General features: G+C 47.8%; 13 protein-coding genes. 4 read left to right on the forward strand and 9 right to left on the reverse strand.

What is annotated here, in order from left to right; all coding sequences use genetic code 11:
* Positions 1-6 precede the first annotated feature (6 nt).
* The 5 genes from IQ217_RS12050 to IQ217_RS12070 form a co-directional block, all read right to left on the reverse strand.
* Positions 7-804: a hypothetical protein gene (locus IQ217_RS12050; RefSeq protein ID WP_194020129.1), complete on the reverse strand. Its 798-nt coding sequence runs from the start codon at positions 802-804 to the stop codon at positions 7-9.
* Between the two features lie 65 nt (positions 805-869).
* Positions 870-1349, reverse strand: a complete 480-nt coding sequence (locus IQ217_RS12055; RefSeq protein ID WP_194020145.1) for a type II secretion system protein — start codon at positions 1347-1349, stop codon at positions 870-872.
* A gap of 166 nt (positions 1350-1515) precedes the next feature.
* Complete coding sequence (locus IQ217_RS12060) at positions 1516-1944, reverse strand: type IV pilin protein (RefSeq protein WP_194020130.1); 429 nt, start codon at positions 1942-1944, stop codon at positions 1516-1518.
* A gap of 336 nt (positions 1945-2280) precedes the next feature.
* Entirely contained in the window at positions 2281-2655 is a 375-nt protein-coding gene (locus IQ217_RS18975; protein ID WP_228025758.1) for a class I SAM-dependent methyltransferase, read from the reverse strand.
* The gene (locus IQ217_RS12070; RefSeq protein WP_194020131.1) at positions 2639-3973 is read right to left on the reverse strand and encodes a class I SAM-dependent methyltransferase; all 1335 of its coding nucleotides are present in this window, start codon (positions 3971-3973) and stop codon (positions 2639-2641) included. The genes IQ217_RS18975 and IQ217_RS12070 overlap by 17 nt, the downstream gene beginning before the upstream one ends.
* Before the next feature lie 218 nt (positions 3974-4191).
* On the opposite strand from IQ217_RS12070, the gene IQ217_RS12075 reads away from it, so the two are divergent.
* Positions 4192-5187: a pentapeptide repeat-containing protein gene (locus tag IQ217_RS12075; protein WP_190598873.1), complete on the forward strand. Its 996-nt coding sequence runs from the start codon at positions 4192-4194 to the stop codon at positions 5185-5187.
* 14 nt (positions 5188-5201) lie between these two features.
* On the opposite strand, the gene IQ217_RS12080 is transcribed toward IQ217_RS12075, so the two are convergent.
* Together IQ217_RS12080 and thrC are read right to left on the reverse strand one after the other, a co-directional pair.
* Entirely contained in the window at positions 5202-6311 is a 1110-nt protein-coding gene (locus IQ217_RS12080) for an RNA polymerase sigma factor, RpoD/SigA family (RefSeq protein WP_190598874.1), read from the reverse strand.
* 514 nt (positions 6312-6825) lie between these two features.
* Positions 6826-8127 carry a threonine synthase gene (gene thrC / locus IQ217_RS12085; RefSeq protein ID WP_162327993.1) on the reverse strand — a complete coding sequence of 434 codons (1302 nt, stop codon included), beginning with the start codon at positions 8125-8127 and terminating at the stop codon, positions 6826-6828.
* 355 nt (positions 8128-8482) lie between these two features.
* Here thrC and IQ217_RS12090 point away from each other — a divergent pair, with 355 nt between their 5' ends.
* Positions 8483-9955, forward strand: a complete 1473-nt coding sequence (locus tag IQ217_RS12090) for an ArnT family glycosyltransferase (RefSeq protein WP_194020132.1) — start codon at positions 8483-8485, stop codon at positions 9953-9955.
* An 18-nt stretch (positions 9956-9973) separates the two neighbouring features.
* On the opposite strand, the gene IQ217_RS12095 is transcribed toward IQ217_RS12090, so the two are convergent.
* The gene (locus tag IQ217_RS12095) at positions 9974-12805 is read right to left on the reverse strand and encodes a PAS domain S-box protein (RefSeq protein ID WP_194020133.1); all 2832 of its coding nucleotides are present in this window, start codon (positions 12803-12805) and stop codon (positions 9974-9976) included.
* Positions 12806-13177: 372 nt separating this feature from the next.
* On the opposite strand from IQ217_RS12095, the gene rseP reads away from it, so the two are divergent.
* A complete protein-coding gene (rseP, locus tag IQ217_RS12100; RefSeq protein WP_194020134.1) occupies positions 13178-14278 on the forward strand; it encodes an RIP metalloprotease RseP in 1101 nt (366 codons plus the stop codon).
* On the forward strand, positions 14271-14930 hold the full coding sequence (gene nth, locus IQ217_RS12105; protein ID WP_194020135.1) for an endonuclease III: 660 nt from the start codon (positions 14271-14273) through the stop codon (positions 14928-14930). Before rseP ends, nth begins: the two co-directional genes overlap by 8 nt.
* A 203-nt stretch (positions 14931-15133) precedes the next feature.
* Here the strand turns inward: nth and IQ217_RS12110 are convergent, their stop codons facing one another.
* Positions 15134-15655, reverse strand: coding sequence for a GNAT family N-acetyltransferase (locus IQ217_RS12110; protein ID WP_194020136.1), 522 nt, complete (start codon positions 15653-15655; stop codon positions 15134-15136).
* Between the last annotated feature and the right edge of the window lie 5 nt (positions 15656-15660).

The raw sequence follows: 15660 nt of genomic DNA on the forward strand, positions 1-15660 counted from the left end.
AAGATTTTATAGGTTATCGGGCAGAGTGACCCTGATATTGCCATTAGGTTCGACCACAACGTTTGCTCCTAAAGCTTTGATTTCTTTAATTACCCGCTCAACAGTTTTTTTGTCTGGCCTATTGGCTAGTATCCCCACCCAAGCTCCGATTCTCGCCTCCGTACTATCTGGATTGTTAGCTAAAAATTTCAGGGAATCTTTGTTGATATTTATCATTCTCCGACTTTCATCATCATCATAGGCTTTTGCCCACTCCATCGAATGCCGATAGGACTTCTTGGCGGCATCGACATTACCGGCAAAAAGTAATTCATTGTTGCCCTTAGCCCGCCAGAGATAATAGGGTGGAATGTTAGTAATAAATCTTTTGGGTATTTTACTCAGTGCCTGTCCTAAAAAACTAGCGCTTGCTTCTGGTTTTCCGCCAAATAGAGAAGTGGCCACATCAAGTTTCGATAAAGCATCAGTGAAGTGGGGGTCTTTGTCCACCAAGAGTTGATAGTATTGTGGCAAAAGCCCATAACCAGTATTGTCCCGAGCCGGAACATCTCCAAAATACTGAACAAACCCAAGATATCCCCAATCGGCAATCATATTGCCTAACCCCATGCTGGGGACACGGCGTAAAAACTCCAAATTAATTTTTTCATCGTTAACCAGTTCTTCGTAGTCCTCCGCGGACAATTCTTGCTCAGACTTATCCATGTTTCTGTTTTGAATCACAACAATGCCGACAAAACAACCCAGCATAATTAACCCATTGGTTGTCACAGCAAACAAAGATCTAGCCCAGGAAGAAAACATCGTCAATCCGAACAATTTGGTCTACACCTTATAGATACTAGTCTTTTTTGCCCAATTACTTCAGACTAATCTATCTGAACACCTCCGCTACAAGTGCCACCAATCGCCGACGGCGCCGATACTGCCCCCCCCGGGGTCGAACCCTGACAAAGAATTAGTTGATAACTGCTTCCATTGAAGTACACTCCTAGGGAATAATTACGTGAAGCATCCAAGCCGGCATTTTGGGTTACAGCTTGACTAATACTGTAATTGCCTCCAGCAGGCGTATTAGGAGGAGGAAAGTTAAAATGCGCTCCATTGGCGTCAAGCCCTAAATCGCCATAATTGGACGCAAACTGCCGATGTTCAAAAAAATAACCCTGCTGGGAAAACCCTATGGTACTGAGCATTTGTATCGCTTCTGTCTCTTTGGCCTTAGCCACTTGTCTGATTAGTACTGGCCACACCATAGCTGTCAGAATGCTAAGAATTAAAAACACCACAACCAGCTCTAGCATAGTGAATCCTGCATTGGGAAGCCCTTTTTTCGTTGGTTTAAACATAAGCTCACCTAGCCCGGCACTATCAGTACACCATCGTCAGACATTTAACTCCTAAATAAACCGAAGGGCGAACACCTATATGAAAGTTAACAGGTTCCGCCCTTAAATTAGACATCCAAAGTTGGAAGAAATAGATAAAAAGTTTATTCCTAAGTCAACTGTCAGATTACCAACTAGTCGATACTGTGAACGCACCGGTACCGGGAGTGTAGGTGACAGTTCCTGACTGGGTGGTGGTGTTGTCTCCGGTGGCATTTTTAGGGTTTGCGGTCGATGTAGCTACCTCACCAGAAACTCCAGTCCCAAAAGTAAAGTACTTGCCATCTACAACTTTGGTATCGAGGTTTGTGGTATTAGAGGAGAAGGTTGGATTTTCTGTGCGGTAAACCTGTTGGGCACGGTTCAAAGCACCCACACCATTGCGACCTTCAGAAATACGGGCCTTACCTACTTGGTTCATCAGGTTAGGTAGAGCGATAGCGGCAAGCACACCAATGATGATTACCACAACCAACAGTTCAATTAAGGTAAAACCTTCGTTTTCTTTTTTCTCGGTCAGGTGGGAGAGCAGTTTGAATTTAAAATTACTAGCCATGATTGTCTTCTTCCTTCTGTGGGGGAAATTAAAATAACTGGTCGGAACCCTTCTAGACGTAACCTACCCAAGTCTCATCATTTGCCTATCATCCCAACTCAAATTTTTTATACCCTTTGGCATAAACATTAAAATTTCCCCGCCATACTTCCACTTGCTTAACCCCCCCCCACTACTGACCGAATCCTTCAACCCTGACGCTGTAAAGCCATTTTTATGGGCCATATAAGGCATTCCAGGAATAGAAGTTCCCATTCCATAAAATATCTACAGCGCCTTCACTGGCCCCGCCGAGGAAATATACAGCGGCTGAGCATCCATATCTCCCTTCACCGCCTATTCTGTCGCCAACTGCATATCCGCCACCACCAACCACGTTAACCCCCTCGGCCTCGGCACCCGCTTAAATTTCGCCAACGCCAACGGCACCTCATAATCATAAATGTGCTCCAAATTATGGGAAGAGTAGACCGCATCCACCGTATTACCAGGCACCGCACTCAAATCCGTAATCGTTCCCAAAATATCCGGCTTCATCTTCGGATCAATATCCAACCGAATCTCCTGCCACTCCCCCGTCCGTGACTCCGATGGTAACGCATTCGGATTATGGGGGCCACAACCAACATGGAGCACCTTCTTCTTCATCGATTCTGACCACAGATCAACCTCCACTATAAACTTCAATACTTTTTCAATCTTGCACTTCAATCATTATCAATCCCCATTCCTCCTGCTCAGCAATCATGCTCATGATCAAATCCTGTGCTTCTTTTGGTTTGACAGGGGTTAAATCTCCTGGGTAACAAGGGCGCGCTTTTAGGTATCGACACACTAGACTTTCAAGGGCTTGGGAAGAATCCAACAAGGGTGCATAGAAGGCAGTGAGCAAAGTTCTATCCAACCAGGAGTCCTGACCAATGAAGGGAAAGCAATGGGATAAGTTCAGAGGCATGAGCTTTCCTTGGTCAAGAATTGCTTGACGGAAAGGGGCAAAATTTTTAACACAGGGGTGCAGGTGGACAACGATGTTCTCCGGTGACTGTTCCAGCCAATACTCGCTGAAGTCTTTTTTTGATGGGAGAGGATGGCTACACCAAAAATCTAGCAATCTTTTATCTGGCTGGACCAGCTCATAAAAACAAAGTTGCTCCTCTCGATCAGCATTTTCCAACCCCATGGCTAGGTAAGCTGGTAGATTATCTGGTTCCTTGAATAATTTGCGCCAGTCCCATTTTTGCCAGTCCACCATATCTACCAGTGTCAGGTCTGATTGCTCAAAAGCTTCAAAGAGGTCTGGTAATGTATAGCCCTTGTCGTTTTGGAAGAGATGATTCATTAAAATCCACTGATCATTGTCTATTTCTCCCCGGCCAGAAGACCAAGTGGTGGCCTTCAAATTAACCCCATCTCTGAGGGCCGCATAAAACTCTCTAGCAATACCCAACTCCGTTTCTTCTGGGTTGTCTTCCATTAGTCCCATTCTTTGAAATAAAGTTTGAGCCCGATAATAGTTAAACCTCTGATAGTAACTGTGTAAGTTGCCCCGAAGGACACCATCAGATTGCAATACCTGTGCTAACTGTCTTAATGTCAAAGCCAAATCAGGAAGCAGATAGAGAACGTCACTGGCATTAATCAAGTCGAACTTTTGATTTAGTTGATCTAGGTCGGCGATCGCCAATACCTGGAACTCAGCCTCATCAAAACCATGGTGCTTTAATCTCTGTTCTGCAATCTTGATGGACTCCGGGGAAATGTCCACCCCGACAATCTTTGCCCCCGGATTAGCCCAGGCGAGTCTGAGGGTTGTTGCCCCGGTACCACAGGCCACATCCAAAATAGCCCGATTTTTTAGATCTGTAATAATTTTTTTGTCCCGGCGGTAACGAGCAGTAACCAAGCTACTTTTATAAAGCTGTTCCACATCTTTATTCAGTGGGTCTTCAATGGGAATATCTGGATAGGGATAACTCTCAAACTGTTGTAGGGTTTTGTCCAGGTAATCACGGTCAACATTGCTGGCCATACACACTCCAAGATTTTGCTAGCCTAGGATCAAGATCAAAGAAAGACATAGTTCTCAGCCTACCCAATAATCTGCCCAGCCGAATCAATTAGTCCTGATCGCCTGGGAAAGTTGCCCCTGGTTCTCAACGGCGCATTCCCAAAACTAACTCTGACCGGCTCTTCCGATAACTTAAGATGATTAGAGAGTTGATTTGATTTTTCCCCCTCTCAAAATTTATGGAAGCCAAGGAATTAGTCCAGCGCTATCGCAACGGCGAAACTTTGTTCACGGGGCTAAAATTGCCGGGGATTAATCTAGAAGCGGCCGATTTAATCGGTATTGTGCTCAACGAAGCGGATTTACGAGGGGCTAACCTGCTTTTTTGTTACCTCAACCGGGCTAATCTAGGTCAGGCTAATTTGGTGGCGGCCAACCTCAGTGGAGCGAGTTTAAACCAAGCTGATCTGGCTGGGGCCGATCTACGCAGTGCCAATTTCCACGGGGCCCTGCTCCAGGGGGCAATCCTGCGGGACAGCGATATGACCCTAGCCACCCTCCAAGATACCAATTTGATTGGGGTAGATCTACGGGGAGCCGATTTAAGTGGTGCCACCCTCACTGGAGCCTGCCTGCGGGGGGCTAACATGCGTCAGGAAAAAAAGGGCTATTACACCAATCTCCAGGCAGCCATCCTCGGTCGGGCCGATCTCCAGGGGGCCAATATGAAGGGAGTGGATTTAAGCCGGGCAGATTTAAGCTATGCCAATTTGAAGGAGGCCAATCTACGGGATGCGGACCTACGCAAAGCTAACCTGAGCCACGCCAACTTAAAAGGAGCTTTACTGACCGATGCTAAATTGTCAGGGGCAAAGTTAAATGGCGCCAATTTACAAAATGCCAATTTGATGCGAGCCCAGATTTCTGAAGCAGAAATGGTGGAAGTGGATTGCGAGGGGGCCATCATGACCCATGTTAATTTAAATCGGACTAATCTCACGGGGGCCAATTTGAGTTTTACCCGCATGAACAGTGCTGACCTCAGTCGAGCTAACTTGACCAAAGCTAACCTACAGGAAACGGAACTGATTGAAGCATTTTTTGCCAGGGCCAATTTGACGGAGGCCAGCTTCATCAACGCCAACTTAGTGCGGGCTGACTTGATGAGTGCCAATATGGTGGGGGCAGATTTCCAAGGGGCGACTATGCCCGACGGCCAGGTGCGTCACCACTAGCAATATTCCGGTATCTATAGCCAACCTTTGAGGCGGCGGGCCACCTGGGGACGACGGAGTTTTCGCATGGCTTTACTTTGGATTTGTCTCACCCTTTCCCGGGAAAGATTAAACATATTGCCCACTTCTTCGAGGGTGTAGCTTTGGTGGCTGGCAATGCCGTAGCGGAGACAAATCACTTCCATTTCCCGTTCCGTTAGTACCTCTGCCAATACTTCGACAATTTCCCGCCGCAGCATGGATTCATTCATCAAGTCCTCCGGCAACTGCAGTTGTTGATCTTCCAACAAATCCACCAATTCTGTATCCTCCCCTTTGCCTACCCGGTGGTTGAGGGAGAGGGATTGACGACGTAGTTGCAGTAATTGCCTTAGTTGGGTGGGGGTAATGTCCAAGGCGGCGGCCAATTCTCCTTCGTTGGGATTGCGCTTCAATTCTTGCTTGAGACTACGCTGGGCTTTCTTGATTTTGTTGAGCTTTTCCACCACATGGATGGGCAAACGAATGGTGCGGGCGTCATTGGCAATGGTGCGGGTGATGGCCTGGCGGATCCACCAGTAGGCATAGGTGGAAAATTTATAACCTTTGTCGGGATCAAACTTTTCTGCGGCCCGGTTCAGACCGATCGCCCCTTCTTGGATCAGATCGAGGAAAGGGACACCCCGGTTGAGGTAACGCTTGGCAATGGAGACTACTAAGCGGAGATTGGAGCGGATCATGCGTCGTTTGGCGGCCCGCAGTTGGTAGAGCCAAATTTCAAATTGTCTGACCTGGGTAAATTCTAGGGCCTGGCCCCACTCCTGGAGGGAAGGCGTTCGTTCCAATTGTTGGGTGAGTTGTTGTCTAATATCCTCTGCGTTGACCAAAAGTCGGATTTGCCTAGCCAATTCCACCTCTTCGGTGGCACTCAGGAGGGGATAGCGGGCCATTTCTTTGAAAAAAGCCCCCACGGTGTCTTCACTGACCGCTTTATTAAAACTCCCTTGCTGGCTTTCCCCTAAGGTGACCTCAATGGCAGGAGAGCCATCGTTGGCGATCGCCTGGCCATCAACGAGGTTATCCAAAGCTTCAACTTGGTCAACGGCACTGGTGTCGGGGGTGGAAAGGGAAGACATATCGCTCATAGGTTGGAAAAAACTAAACGGAAACAATCAAGAATGAGAAACGGATGGCAACAACTAAGCCACCCAAGGAAACAGAAAACAACCAGAAATTATCTAATCGGCTAGAGCATTATTCGGGCAGGCCCCCCATCGGTTAAGGTTCTCCACTTTCAGCTATGCGCACTGCGGTAGTGGTGTTCCAGAACCAAATACCAGTCCCCGTGGCTAGATTGTGTCATTAATTTTCCAAAAATGGCAAAACTTTAGTTTTTTTTAATATCTATCTGTCCAAAATATCGCCAAATTTTAACGACAGTGTAATTCGTGATACAAAGTTGATTCGATCACCATTTTTGTCAGCTTTCCCTAATTTCAAGGCGATCGGCGTTAAAATTGCGCAAAAAATCCGCCCTGGTGGAACCACAGCGGACAATTTCCTAAAAGGAACGATTAATGAAAATTAGTGGGAAAAATACGGCAATTAACTAATTAAATCCAATCAAATCAGTCAGTAACCTTAGTTTCCTGCCAGGATCTACACCAAAACCTGTTGCCATTCCAAGCGTTCCAAAGTGCGGGAGCGCTCCAGAGCCCGCTCAAAGCTATCCAGGTTAGCATCGATGGTGAGGGGCTCCCCTACGTGGCTTTGCACCGCTTCTTGGGTTTTTAAGCCATTACCGGTGATATAGACCACCGTAGTTTCTTCGGGATCAATTTTGCCTGCTTCCACTAGCTTTTTCAGCACTGCCACCGTAGTGCCACCGGCGGTTTCCGTGAAGATGCCTTCCGTTTCTGCCAACAGTTTGATCCCTTCAATAATTTCCGCATCGTTGACGCTTTCAATATTGCCGTTGGTTTTACGGGCAATGTCTAGGGCGTAAACTCCGTCAGCGGGGTTACCGATGGCAATGGATTTGGCAATGGTGTTGGGCTTAACTGGCTTAACAAAGTCCCGGCCCTCTTGGAAAGCGGTGGCAATGGGGGAACAACCCTCCGCTTGGGCACCACTGAAGCGCACTGGCTTATCGTCCACCAAACCAACTTTGACAAATTCCTGGAAGCCCTTATGGATTTTGGTGAACAGGGAACCGGAAGCTAGGGGGGCGACAATGTGGTCCGGCAACTTCCAACCCAATTGTTCTGCCACTTCAAAGCCCAGGGTTTTGGAGCCTTCGGAGTAGTAGGGGCGTAGGTTGATGTTGACAAAGCCCCAACCGTAGCTGTTGCCCACTTCACAGCACAGGCGATTGACCTGGTCGTAGTTGCCTTTCACCGCCATCAGGGTGGGATTGTAAATCAACGTTCCCAAAACCTTGCCCGCTTCCAAATCCGCCGGGATAAATACACAGCAGTCCAAACCAGCATGGGCGGCGATCGCCGCAGTGGAGTTGGCCAAATTGCCGGTGCTAGCACAGGAAACGGTGGTAAAGCCCAATTCCCGGGCCCTGGTGAGGGCAACGGAAACCACCCGGTCCTTGAAGCTCAAGGTGGGCATGTTGACTGCGTCGTTTTTAATGTAAAGATTTTTCAGCCCCAGGCGACGGGCTAAACGGTGGGACTTAACCAAAGGGGTCATGCCAGTGCCCACGTCAATCACATCCTTACCAGTGACGGGCAGAAAGGCACGGTAACGCCAGATGGAATTGGGGCCAGCTTCAATGGTTTCCCGGGTGACGTGGCGGCGAATCAAATCATAGTCGTAGGCCACTTCCAGGGGAGCAAAGGTTTCTTCACAGATATGTAGCGCTTTGAGGGGATATTCGGTGTTCCCTTCCTTAGAAACCAGTTTGGTGCAGGCGGAAATAAATTCTGGGGCCGTGGTAGTGGCGGTGGTCATGGGGCAAAGTCCTAATTTCATTAATCTTTCGGCATACTAACACGGGGCAAAATAGGCGTCAATTAATCCCGACTATTTTTGTCGGGTTTAGTTTTTTTGGACCAAGATGAGCCTTCTTTACCCCGCATTGATGGAGAGATTGGGTAGGGAGCGGGCTAAAATAGGTCGGTTTTTCTCCCATGGAGTTAAGCCCTGTAACCTTGGTTGGCCCCTAGGCAACTGTTTGTAAAGTTTGAGTTTTACTCTCCACTTACCCATCCAAAAACTCCGGTAAGGCTGGACAATGTTGAGCCAAATCCTGCCAACACCGAGGCGAGGAGCTTTGCAAACCCCCTCTAAAAACCCAGAGAAATTAATGAAACTAACTTGGTTGAATTCCCAGCGTCGGTTTATCTCGGTGATTATTTACCTAACAATTTTCATTCGGGTTTTGACCCTTGGCCTCTACGCTGTGGCAGACAGAACCGAAGCCCGCTACGCAGAAATTGGCCGCAAAATGGCAGAAACCGGCGACTGGATTACGCCCCAGATCGACTATGGCGTACCTTTTTGGGGCAAACCGCCCCTGTCTACTTGGTTGACGGCGGCATCATTCAAAGTTTTTAGTGTTAACGAATTTGCAGCGAGGCTATCTTCTTTTCTGCCAATTTTATTGGCCAGTTACTTAGTTTATTTGTTGGCAAAAAGCAAGGGAATTAACTACGCTTTAGTTAGCACGATGATTCTGATTACCACCCTGGGCTTTTTTGTCAGTAGTGGGGCAGTAATGACAGATCCGGCTTTAGTGTTGGGAACTACCCTATCCATGGTGGGTTTTTGGCAAGCTTACCGGTCTGAGCCTAATGCGGTTCGCCTGTGGGGATATCTATTTTTTGTCGGTTTGGCGATCGGTTTATTAGCCAAGGGACCCATCGGGGTTGTGTTAGTTTTTCTACCCCTAACTATTTGGACAATTTGGCAGAGAAATTTACCTACGGTTTGGGCCCAATTACCTTGGATTGAAGGCATTTTATTAACAGCATTGATAGCGGTGCCTTGGTATTTGCTGGCGGAAGCTAAAACCCCTGGCTTTTTGGATTATTTCATTGTGGGGGAACATTGGAAAAGATTTGTGGAAAAAGGTTGGGAGGGAGATCTATACGGCAGTGGCCACGCCCATCCCTACGGCATGATCTGGGTGTATTGGCTGCTAGCCGCATTCCCCTGGTCATTGCTAACGTTGGGATTAGTAGGCAAAATGATCTGGCAAGTTAAAGTCAAACAAACTAAGCTGACTTTACTGACCTCAGACCAGGAGTGGCTTAGCTACCTGCTGTTGTGGGCTCTGGCTCCGATGGTTTTCTTTACTCCTTCGGCCAATATTTTATGGACCTACGTTTTACCAGGTTTACCGGCATTCGCTTTGCTATTGGCGGAATTATTATTGATATTTTGGCAGGATCAACCCGTCAATAAATATGTCATTGCTCCTGCCTTATTAATTCCTTTACTATTTCTCTTTGCTTTGCCGATAGTGGTTAATGTAGCTAATCAAAATTCCCAAAAATATATTGTCAGTCGTTATCAACAATCCTGTGCAGAATGGGGGCAGGGATCAAACTGTCAATTGTTTTATGTTTTTAATCGACCCTACTCAGCGGAATTTTACTCTTCAGGCCAGGCAAAACAGGTGGAAATGCACGACATTGCTCCGCTGCTCGAAAAAAATAGCCACAATTATTTCGTTATTAGAACGGATGATATTAAAGCTTTTCCGCCGGAAATTGCTTCCCAACTTAACCGGGTGGATCAATATAGTGCCTATACGCTTTTTGCCCAGGTTAACTAATAAGAAAATCTAAAAAAATTAGTCGGCCATGATGACCCGATTGCGGCCGGCGTCCTTAGCTTGGTAGAGGGCCCTATCTGCGGCTTGAATGATGTTGGCCATGGTTTGTCCGTGGTCAGGATAACAGGCTACCCCCAGGGAAACGGTCAATGTGCCCAGTTGTCTGCCTTTGTAATCTACTGCCATGGTGGCGATCGCCTGACGGAGGGATTCCGCTTTAACTAGGGTATCTTCCATGGAGGTTTGGGGCAAAACAATGGTCATTTCCTCCCCACCGTATCGACAGGCAATGTCAGAACCACGAATGTTACTTTGCAGAATGCGCCCAATAACTTTCAGCACATGATCTCCAGCGTCGTGTCCCAGTTGATCATTGAACTGTTTGAAATGGTCAATGTCCCCCATAATCACCCCGATGGAATAGTTATAGCGCCGGGCCCGACCAATCTCCTGCAGAAAAAACTGTTCTAGGTAACGGCGGTTAAATAGCCCTGTGAGTGGATCTCGTATGCTCTGATTTTCTAGCCTTTCCCGCAATTTGATATTGGCGATCGCCAGACTAACCTGTTCGGCGATGGTTTTAGCTAACTGTTGTTGTTCCAGGTTAATTGTCCCGGCTCGCTGACTACAGAGATTCAGTAAACCAAGGGTTTCCCCCTGGGCAACCAGAGGAATGCAGAGACTTTCCTGGGTGGAATATTGGTCATCGAGATGATTACAAAACAAATCGTGTTGGTCTTGCCCCACCCAATGAACCTGACCCCGCCGCAGAGCCCAACAGTCAACGCTATTAAACACCGGCTGGGAACAGGGGAAAGCTCCCCAGGTTTTGGCCAGTTCAAAATAATTGGCCGTGGAATCAAAAATGAAAATTGCTCCGGCAACATCTGGGAAAAGTGGTTTAGCCAGGGCAGCCACACTGGCACAGGCATCTTCCACTACTACACAGGACTGTAAATACTCATTCAGGGTGGAAAGCAATTCCATTTCTTGATTGCGGCGCTTAAGCTCCTCCAGTCGTTCCTGTAATTGTTCATTGACTTGGTAGAGTTTTTCTTCGCTTTTGGCCAAGGCTTGGGTTCTTTCCATTACCCTCTGCTCCAGTTCAACATTGAGCTTTTCCAATTCCGCTTCTACCCTTTCCCGCTGGCGGAGAGCTTGTTTTTGTTGCTTTATGTCCACCACCACACAAATAGTCAAATCAGTATTCCCCTCAAAGGGAGCTGCCCCCACCAAAACCGGGACAGTGTGGCCATCCTTGTGATAGTACTCCTTTTCCCAGGGCTTAGTGAGGCCGTATTTTTGCAAATTTTCCACGGCTTCCATATCTTTAGCCCGGTGTTCTGCTGGAGTAAGGGCATCCCAGCGGATTAAACCCGCTTCTAGTTCCTTGCGGCTGTAGCCCAGCATATTCAATAGACAATTGTTAGCCTCGGCTACTTCACCGCTGAGACTGGCAAACATGATGCCGACAATGTCCGACTCAAACACTTTCCGAAAACGAGACTCACTATTTTGTAGGGCAATTTCTGCTTCTTTTTGCTTGGTAATATCCATGGCAACGCCCTGGAGCCCAATTACCTCTCCCGTTAGGTTAAATAAAGCTTCGGTTTTTGCCCAAATCCAGCCCTGACTGCCATCGGTCCGGCAAAAACGATAGGCTGACTCCTGGGTTTGCCCAGTTTGTAAGACATACTCCACTATTTCCCCATAGCGTTGGCGATCGTCGGGGTGGATGAGTTGTTCTAGCTCTTGATAGCTGGGAGCACCCTGTTGGGGATCGCGCCCGAACATTTGAAAAATTTCCTCTGACCAATTAATTTTGCCGGAACGTAAATCGAATTTCCAGCGACCTAATTTAGCTAATTTTTGGGTTTCTATAAGTTCTGTTTCCCGTTGCCGCAATTGATCTTCGGCTAATTTCCGGTCTGTAATATCTATTCCCGAGGTTACGAATTCAATCAGATTGCCTTCTTTGTCAAAAATAGGCTTATTGGTCCAGGCTATCCAGGCCCGATCTCCATTTTTTTTAATATTTTCATTTTCGGTGGATTGATACTTTTCGGGATTTTGGATGATATCTGCGATGTAGGCCTCTAAATCACGCCCAGAGCTACTGACTAGGGGCACAATGGTCTCGAAAACTGACTTCCCAACCATTTCTTCGGCGCTAAAGCCAAAAAAATCCTGGGCATATTGGTTAGCAAAAGTAATTGTCCCTGCCGGTGACCAACGACCCACAATGGTATTGAGGGACTCCACTAGGGTGCGATATTTTTCTTCACTCGCTTCTAATACACGGCGAGCTTCTTGGCGGTCATTAATGTCAATGCAATAACCCATATAGCCGAGAAATTTTCCATCCGGGGCAAAACGGGGCACTCCATTCTCCAACAACCAATGGTATTCTCCCTGTCGGTTCCGCAGACGATACTCCATGGTGTAGGGCTGCCGAGCGTCAAAAGCTTTGACGTAGGTTTGTAGGCAGTGGTCAAAATCTTCGGGATGTATCCCCTCTGTCCAGCCATTACCCTGTTCCTGCTGGAGGGTGCGGCCGGTGAAGTCGAGCCAAGATTGATTGAAATACAAACAGCCTTTGTCCAAACCAGCGATACAAATTAGCACGGGGGCGTTATCCACCAAGCTGAGAAATTGTTCTTCACTCTCTTGGAGGATGGCCGCTAAGGACTGGTCTGGGTCAGAGCGGCCATCGTCATTGACTGCCATCGTCGGTTGGTTGGGGTGAAAAAAAGTTTTCAACACCTGCTGGGACTTAAGGGCAGCTAATTCCGCCCTCAAAGTCTGCAACTCCGCCATTAACGAACCTACGTCTGGACTGTCATCAGCCATATAATTCCATAATTTCTAGGCGATCGCCATTTTCTGCCGTTGCTACTATCGGTTACTGTCCGCCGTTAATCTGGGCAAATGGGGCAAATGGAATGAGTAGTCATGCACCCCAGTCTAATCAGCAGTCCCTACCCTTTCAGAATAACAGAAACTTATGAAGTTGTTTGAAAGCCCTCTGTCCTCCAAGTTTGGCGGCAAATTAGGGGAAAGTCCTCCTTATTAGAGAATTTAGGCAATAAATTAAAACTTTGCCCCCAGCCTCTTGGTGGCTTGCCGGGACGAGGCTACGTCTCCTGGCGGCAGTTGGGTTAGAATCGGGGGAATTGTCTGTTGAGGGGAATTAACCCCTAATATTTCCCATTTGAGAAAGTTATGTCAGTTTTAGCGGCGTTGGCGGCGATCGGAGTACTTGCATTATTAATTGCAGTGCATGAGTTGGGGCACTTTGCGGCCGCTCGTTTACAGGGCATCCATGTAACTCGATTTGCCTTGGGATTTGGGCCACCGCTGTTGAAATATCAGGGTGCTGAAACGGAATATTCCATCCGAGCCATTCCCCTGGGGGGCTACGTGGCTTTCCCCGATGATGATCCAGACAGTGAAATTCCCGCCGACGATCCCGATTTGCTGAAAAATCGCCCCATCCTTGACCGGGCCATTGTGATCAGTGCCGGGGTAATTGCCAATTTAGTTTTTGCTTACTTTCTCCTCATCGGCCAGGTGAGTACCATTGGTTTTCAGAATATTCAACCTGGTTTGGTCATTCCCCAGGTGGACAGTGCTTCAGCGGCCCAGACGGCCGGGGTGGAGCCGGGGGACATTGTGCTTTCCCTCCAGGGCAAGGCTTTACCGGGTTTTCCCGATGCCACTACGCAGTTTATCGACATTGTGCGGCGATCGCCGTCGGTGCCTATCACATTGGAAGTGCAACGGGGAGAGGAGACTAAAACCCTAACCATTACCCCCAGTCAAGATGCTGAAGGTCACGGTAAAATTGGTGTCGCTTTGTTGCCCAATGTGGAAACCAAACGCGCCGCTAATCCCATCGAAGCTTTAACCTATAGCGCTGAAGCCTTTGAACGGATTGTGAAGCTGACGGGGCAAGGCTTTTGGCAGTTGGCCAGTAACTTTGCCGACAATGCTTCCCAGGTGGCGGGGCCAGTGAAAATTGTTGAGTATGGCGCTAACATTGCCCGCTCCGATGCTAGTAACCTATTTCAATTTGGGGCCCTGATTAGCATTAACCTCGCGGTGATTAATATTCTGCCCCTGCCCGCTTTGGATGGTGGTCAACTGGTGTTTTTGTTGATTGAAGGACTCCTGGGCAAACCCCTACCGGAAAAGTTCCAGATGGGAGTGATGCAAACGGGATTGGTGCTTCTGCTGAGCTTGGGGGTGTTTTTAATTGTGCGGGATACCCTGAATTTGACCTTTGTGCAGGAGTTTTTGCCTTCCTTTACGGGCTATGAGTAGTTTGTTACGAAAAATGGCCAGTAAAAAACAACGGGCAACGGAAATTCTGCTCATTCTCAAAAGGCTCTACCCCGGTGCCACCTGTAGCTTGGATTATCAAACTCCAGTGCAACTTTTGGTGGCCACCATCCTTTCGGCCCAATGCACCGATGAACGGGTCAATAAGGTTACCCCGGCCCTGTTTCAACGTTATCCCGACGCAGCGGCCCTGGCCTACGGCGATCGCCAGGAGATTGAAGAATTAATCCATTCCACCGGCTTTTTCCGCAATAAAGCTAAAAATATCCAGGGAGCTTGCCGCAAAATTGTCGAGGAATTTGACGGGGAAGTACCCCAACGGATGGAAGAGTTATTGACCCTGCCCGGGGTGGCCCGCAAAACGGCCAATGTAGTGTTAGCCCACGCCTTCGGTATCCTCGCTGGGGTAACGGTGGACACCCACGTTAAACGCCTCAGTCAACGGTTGGGGTTAACCAAAGCAACCGATCCCATTCGCATTGAGCGGGATTTAATGAAACTGATTCCCCAGCCAGATTGGGAAAATTTTTCCATCCACATCATCTACCATGGTCGGGCGGTGTGTGCTGCCCGCAAACCCCTCTGTGGGGAGTGTCAATTAGCCCATCTTTGTCCTAGTGTTCAAGCAGGTTGAAATCTGCGACGGTTCAGGATAGAAGTTGGAATCGGTTTGCCAAGTCTTCCCCCAACTTTTCCATAGGGGCATTATCATTCTTCTATCTTCCCTTTTCTGATAGAAGAGCGATATACCATCAAAATATACTTTGCCGAGCCCTTTGTTTATATCGTTAAACGCTCATTGCTAGTCCCACATAACTGACTTGAAATTCTAAAATTTCAGAGGGGGCGTTCCATAATCCAAGTTGTGCCGATAGCATTACCCACCGGATAGGGCACTTCTCCTTTTTTTTGAAATTGCCAACGCCGGTAAAAGGCGATCGCCGAAGTATTGTGATCCCACACTTTTAGCCAAACGCTGGCAAAGGCTTGAGCTTGGGCTAAATCCAAACAGGCCTGCATCAATTGATTGCCTAACCCTTGATGTTGCCATGTCGTCAGTAAATAAAGACGAACTAATTCGACGGTGGGGGTTGCCAATTCAGTCTCCATAGTAGGTGCTGAATGATCAAACAGATGGACATATCCAACTAATTCCCCTTGAGATTCTGCTACTAACAACCATTGCCGATCATCTGCTAGGATTTCTTGTACTTTTTCAGGATTAAAGGTTTGGGCTAGATAGGCCTCCAAATCAGCGGAAGCGGTGGCCTTACCATAGGTATCTTGAAAGGTCGTTGCCGCTAATTGAGCCAAGCTTGTTGCATCATCAATGGTCGCTGGTCGAATCATTAAGGTCATAAATT

The sequence above is a fragment of the Synechocystis salina LEGE 00031 genome, from assembly GCF_015207985.1.
GTDB lineage: Bacteria > Cyanobacteriota > Cyanobacteriia > Cyanobacteriales > Microcystaceae > Synechocystis > Synechocystis salina.

What these genes read in the sequence shown, in the direction of transcription:
- IQ217_RS12050 (WP_194020129.1), bottom strand. Translation starts at nt 804, where the DNA reads ATGTTTTCTTCCTGGGCTAGATCTTTGTTTGCTGTGACAACCAATGGG.
- IQ217_RS12055 (WP_194020145.1), bottom strand. Translation starts at nt 1,349, where the DNA reads ATGTTTAAACCAACGAAAAAAGGGCTTCCCAATGCAGGATTCACTATG.
- IQ217_RS12060 (WP_194020130.1), bottom strand. Translation starts at nt 1,944, where the DNA reads ATGGCTAGTAATTTTAAATTCAAACTGCTCTCCCACCTGACCGAGAAA.
- IQ217_RS12070 (WP_194020131.1), bottom strand. Translation starts at nt 3,973, where the DNA reads ATGGCCAGCAATGTTGACCGTGATTACCTGGACAAAACCCTACAACAG.
- IQ217_RS12075 (WP_190598873.1), top strand. Translation starts at nt 4,192, where the DNA reads ATGGAAGCCAAGGAATTAGTCCAGCGCTATCGCAACGGCGAAACTTTG.
- IQ217_RS12080 (WP_190598874.1), bottom strand. Translation starts at nt 6,311, where the DNA reads ATGAGCGATATGTCTTCCCTTTCCACCCCCGACACCAGTGCCGTTGAC.
- thrC (WP_162327993.1), bottom strand. Translation starts at nt 8,127, where the DNA reads ATGACCACCGCCACTACCACGGCCCCAGAATTTATTTCCGCCTGCACC.
- IQ217_RS12090 (WP_194020132.1), top strand. Translation starts at nt 8,483, where the DNA reads ATGAAACTAACTTGGTTGAATTCCCAGCGTCGGTTTATCTCGGTGATT.
- IQ217_RS12095 (WP_194020133.1), bottom strand. Translation starts at nt 12,805, where the DNA reads ATGGCTGATGACAGTCCAGACGTAGGTTCGTTAATGGCGGAGTTGCAG.
- rseP (WP_194020134.1), top strand. Translation starts at nt 13,178, where the DNA reads ATGTCAGTTTTAGCGGCGTTGGCGGCGATCGGAGTACTTGCATTATTA.
- nth (WP_194020135.1), top strand. Translation starts at nt 14,271, where the DNA reads ATGAGTAGTTTGTTACGAAAAATGGCCAGTAAAAAACAACGGGCAACG.
- IQ217_RS12110 (WP_194020136.1), bottom strand. Translation starts at nt 15,655, where the DNA reads ATGACCTTAATGATTCGACCAGCGACCATTGATGATGCAACAAGCTTG.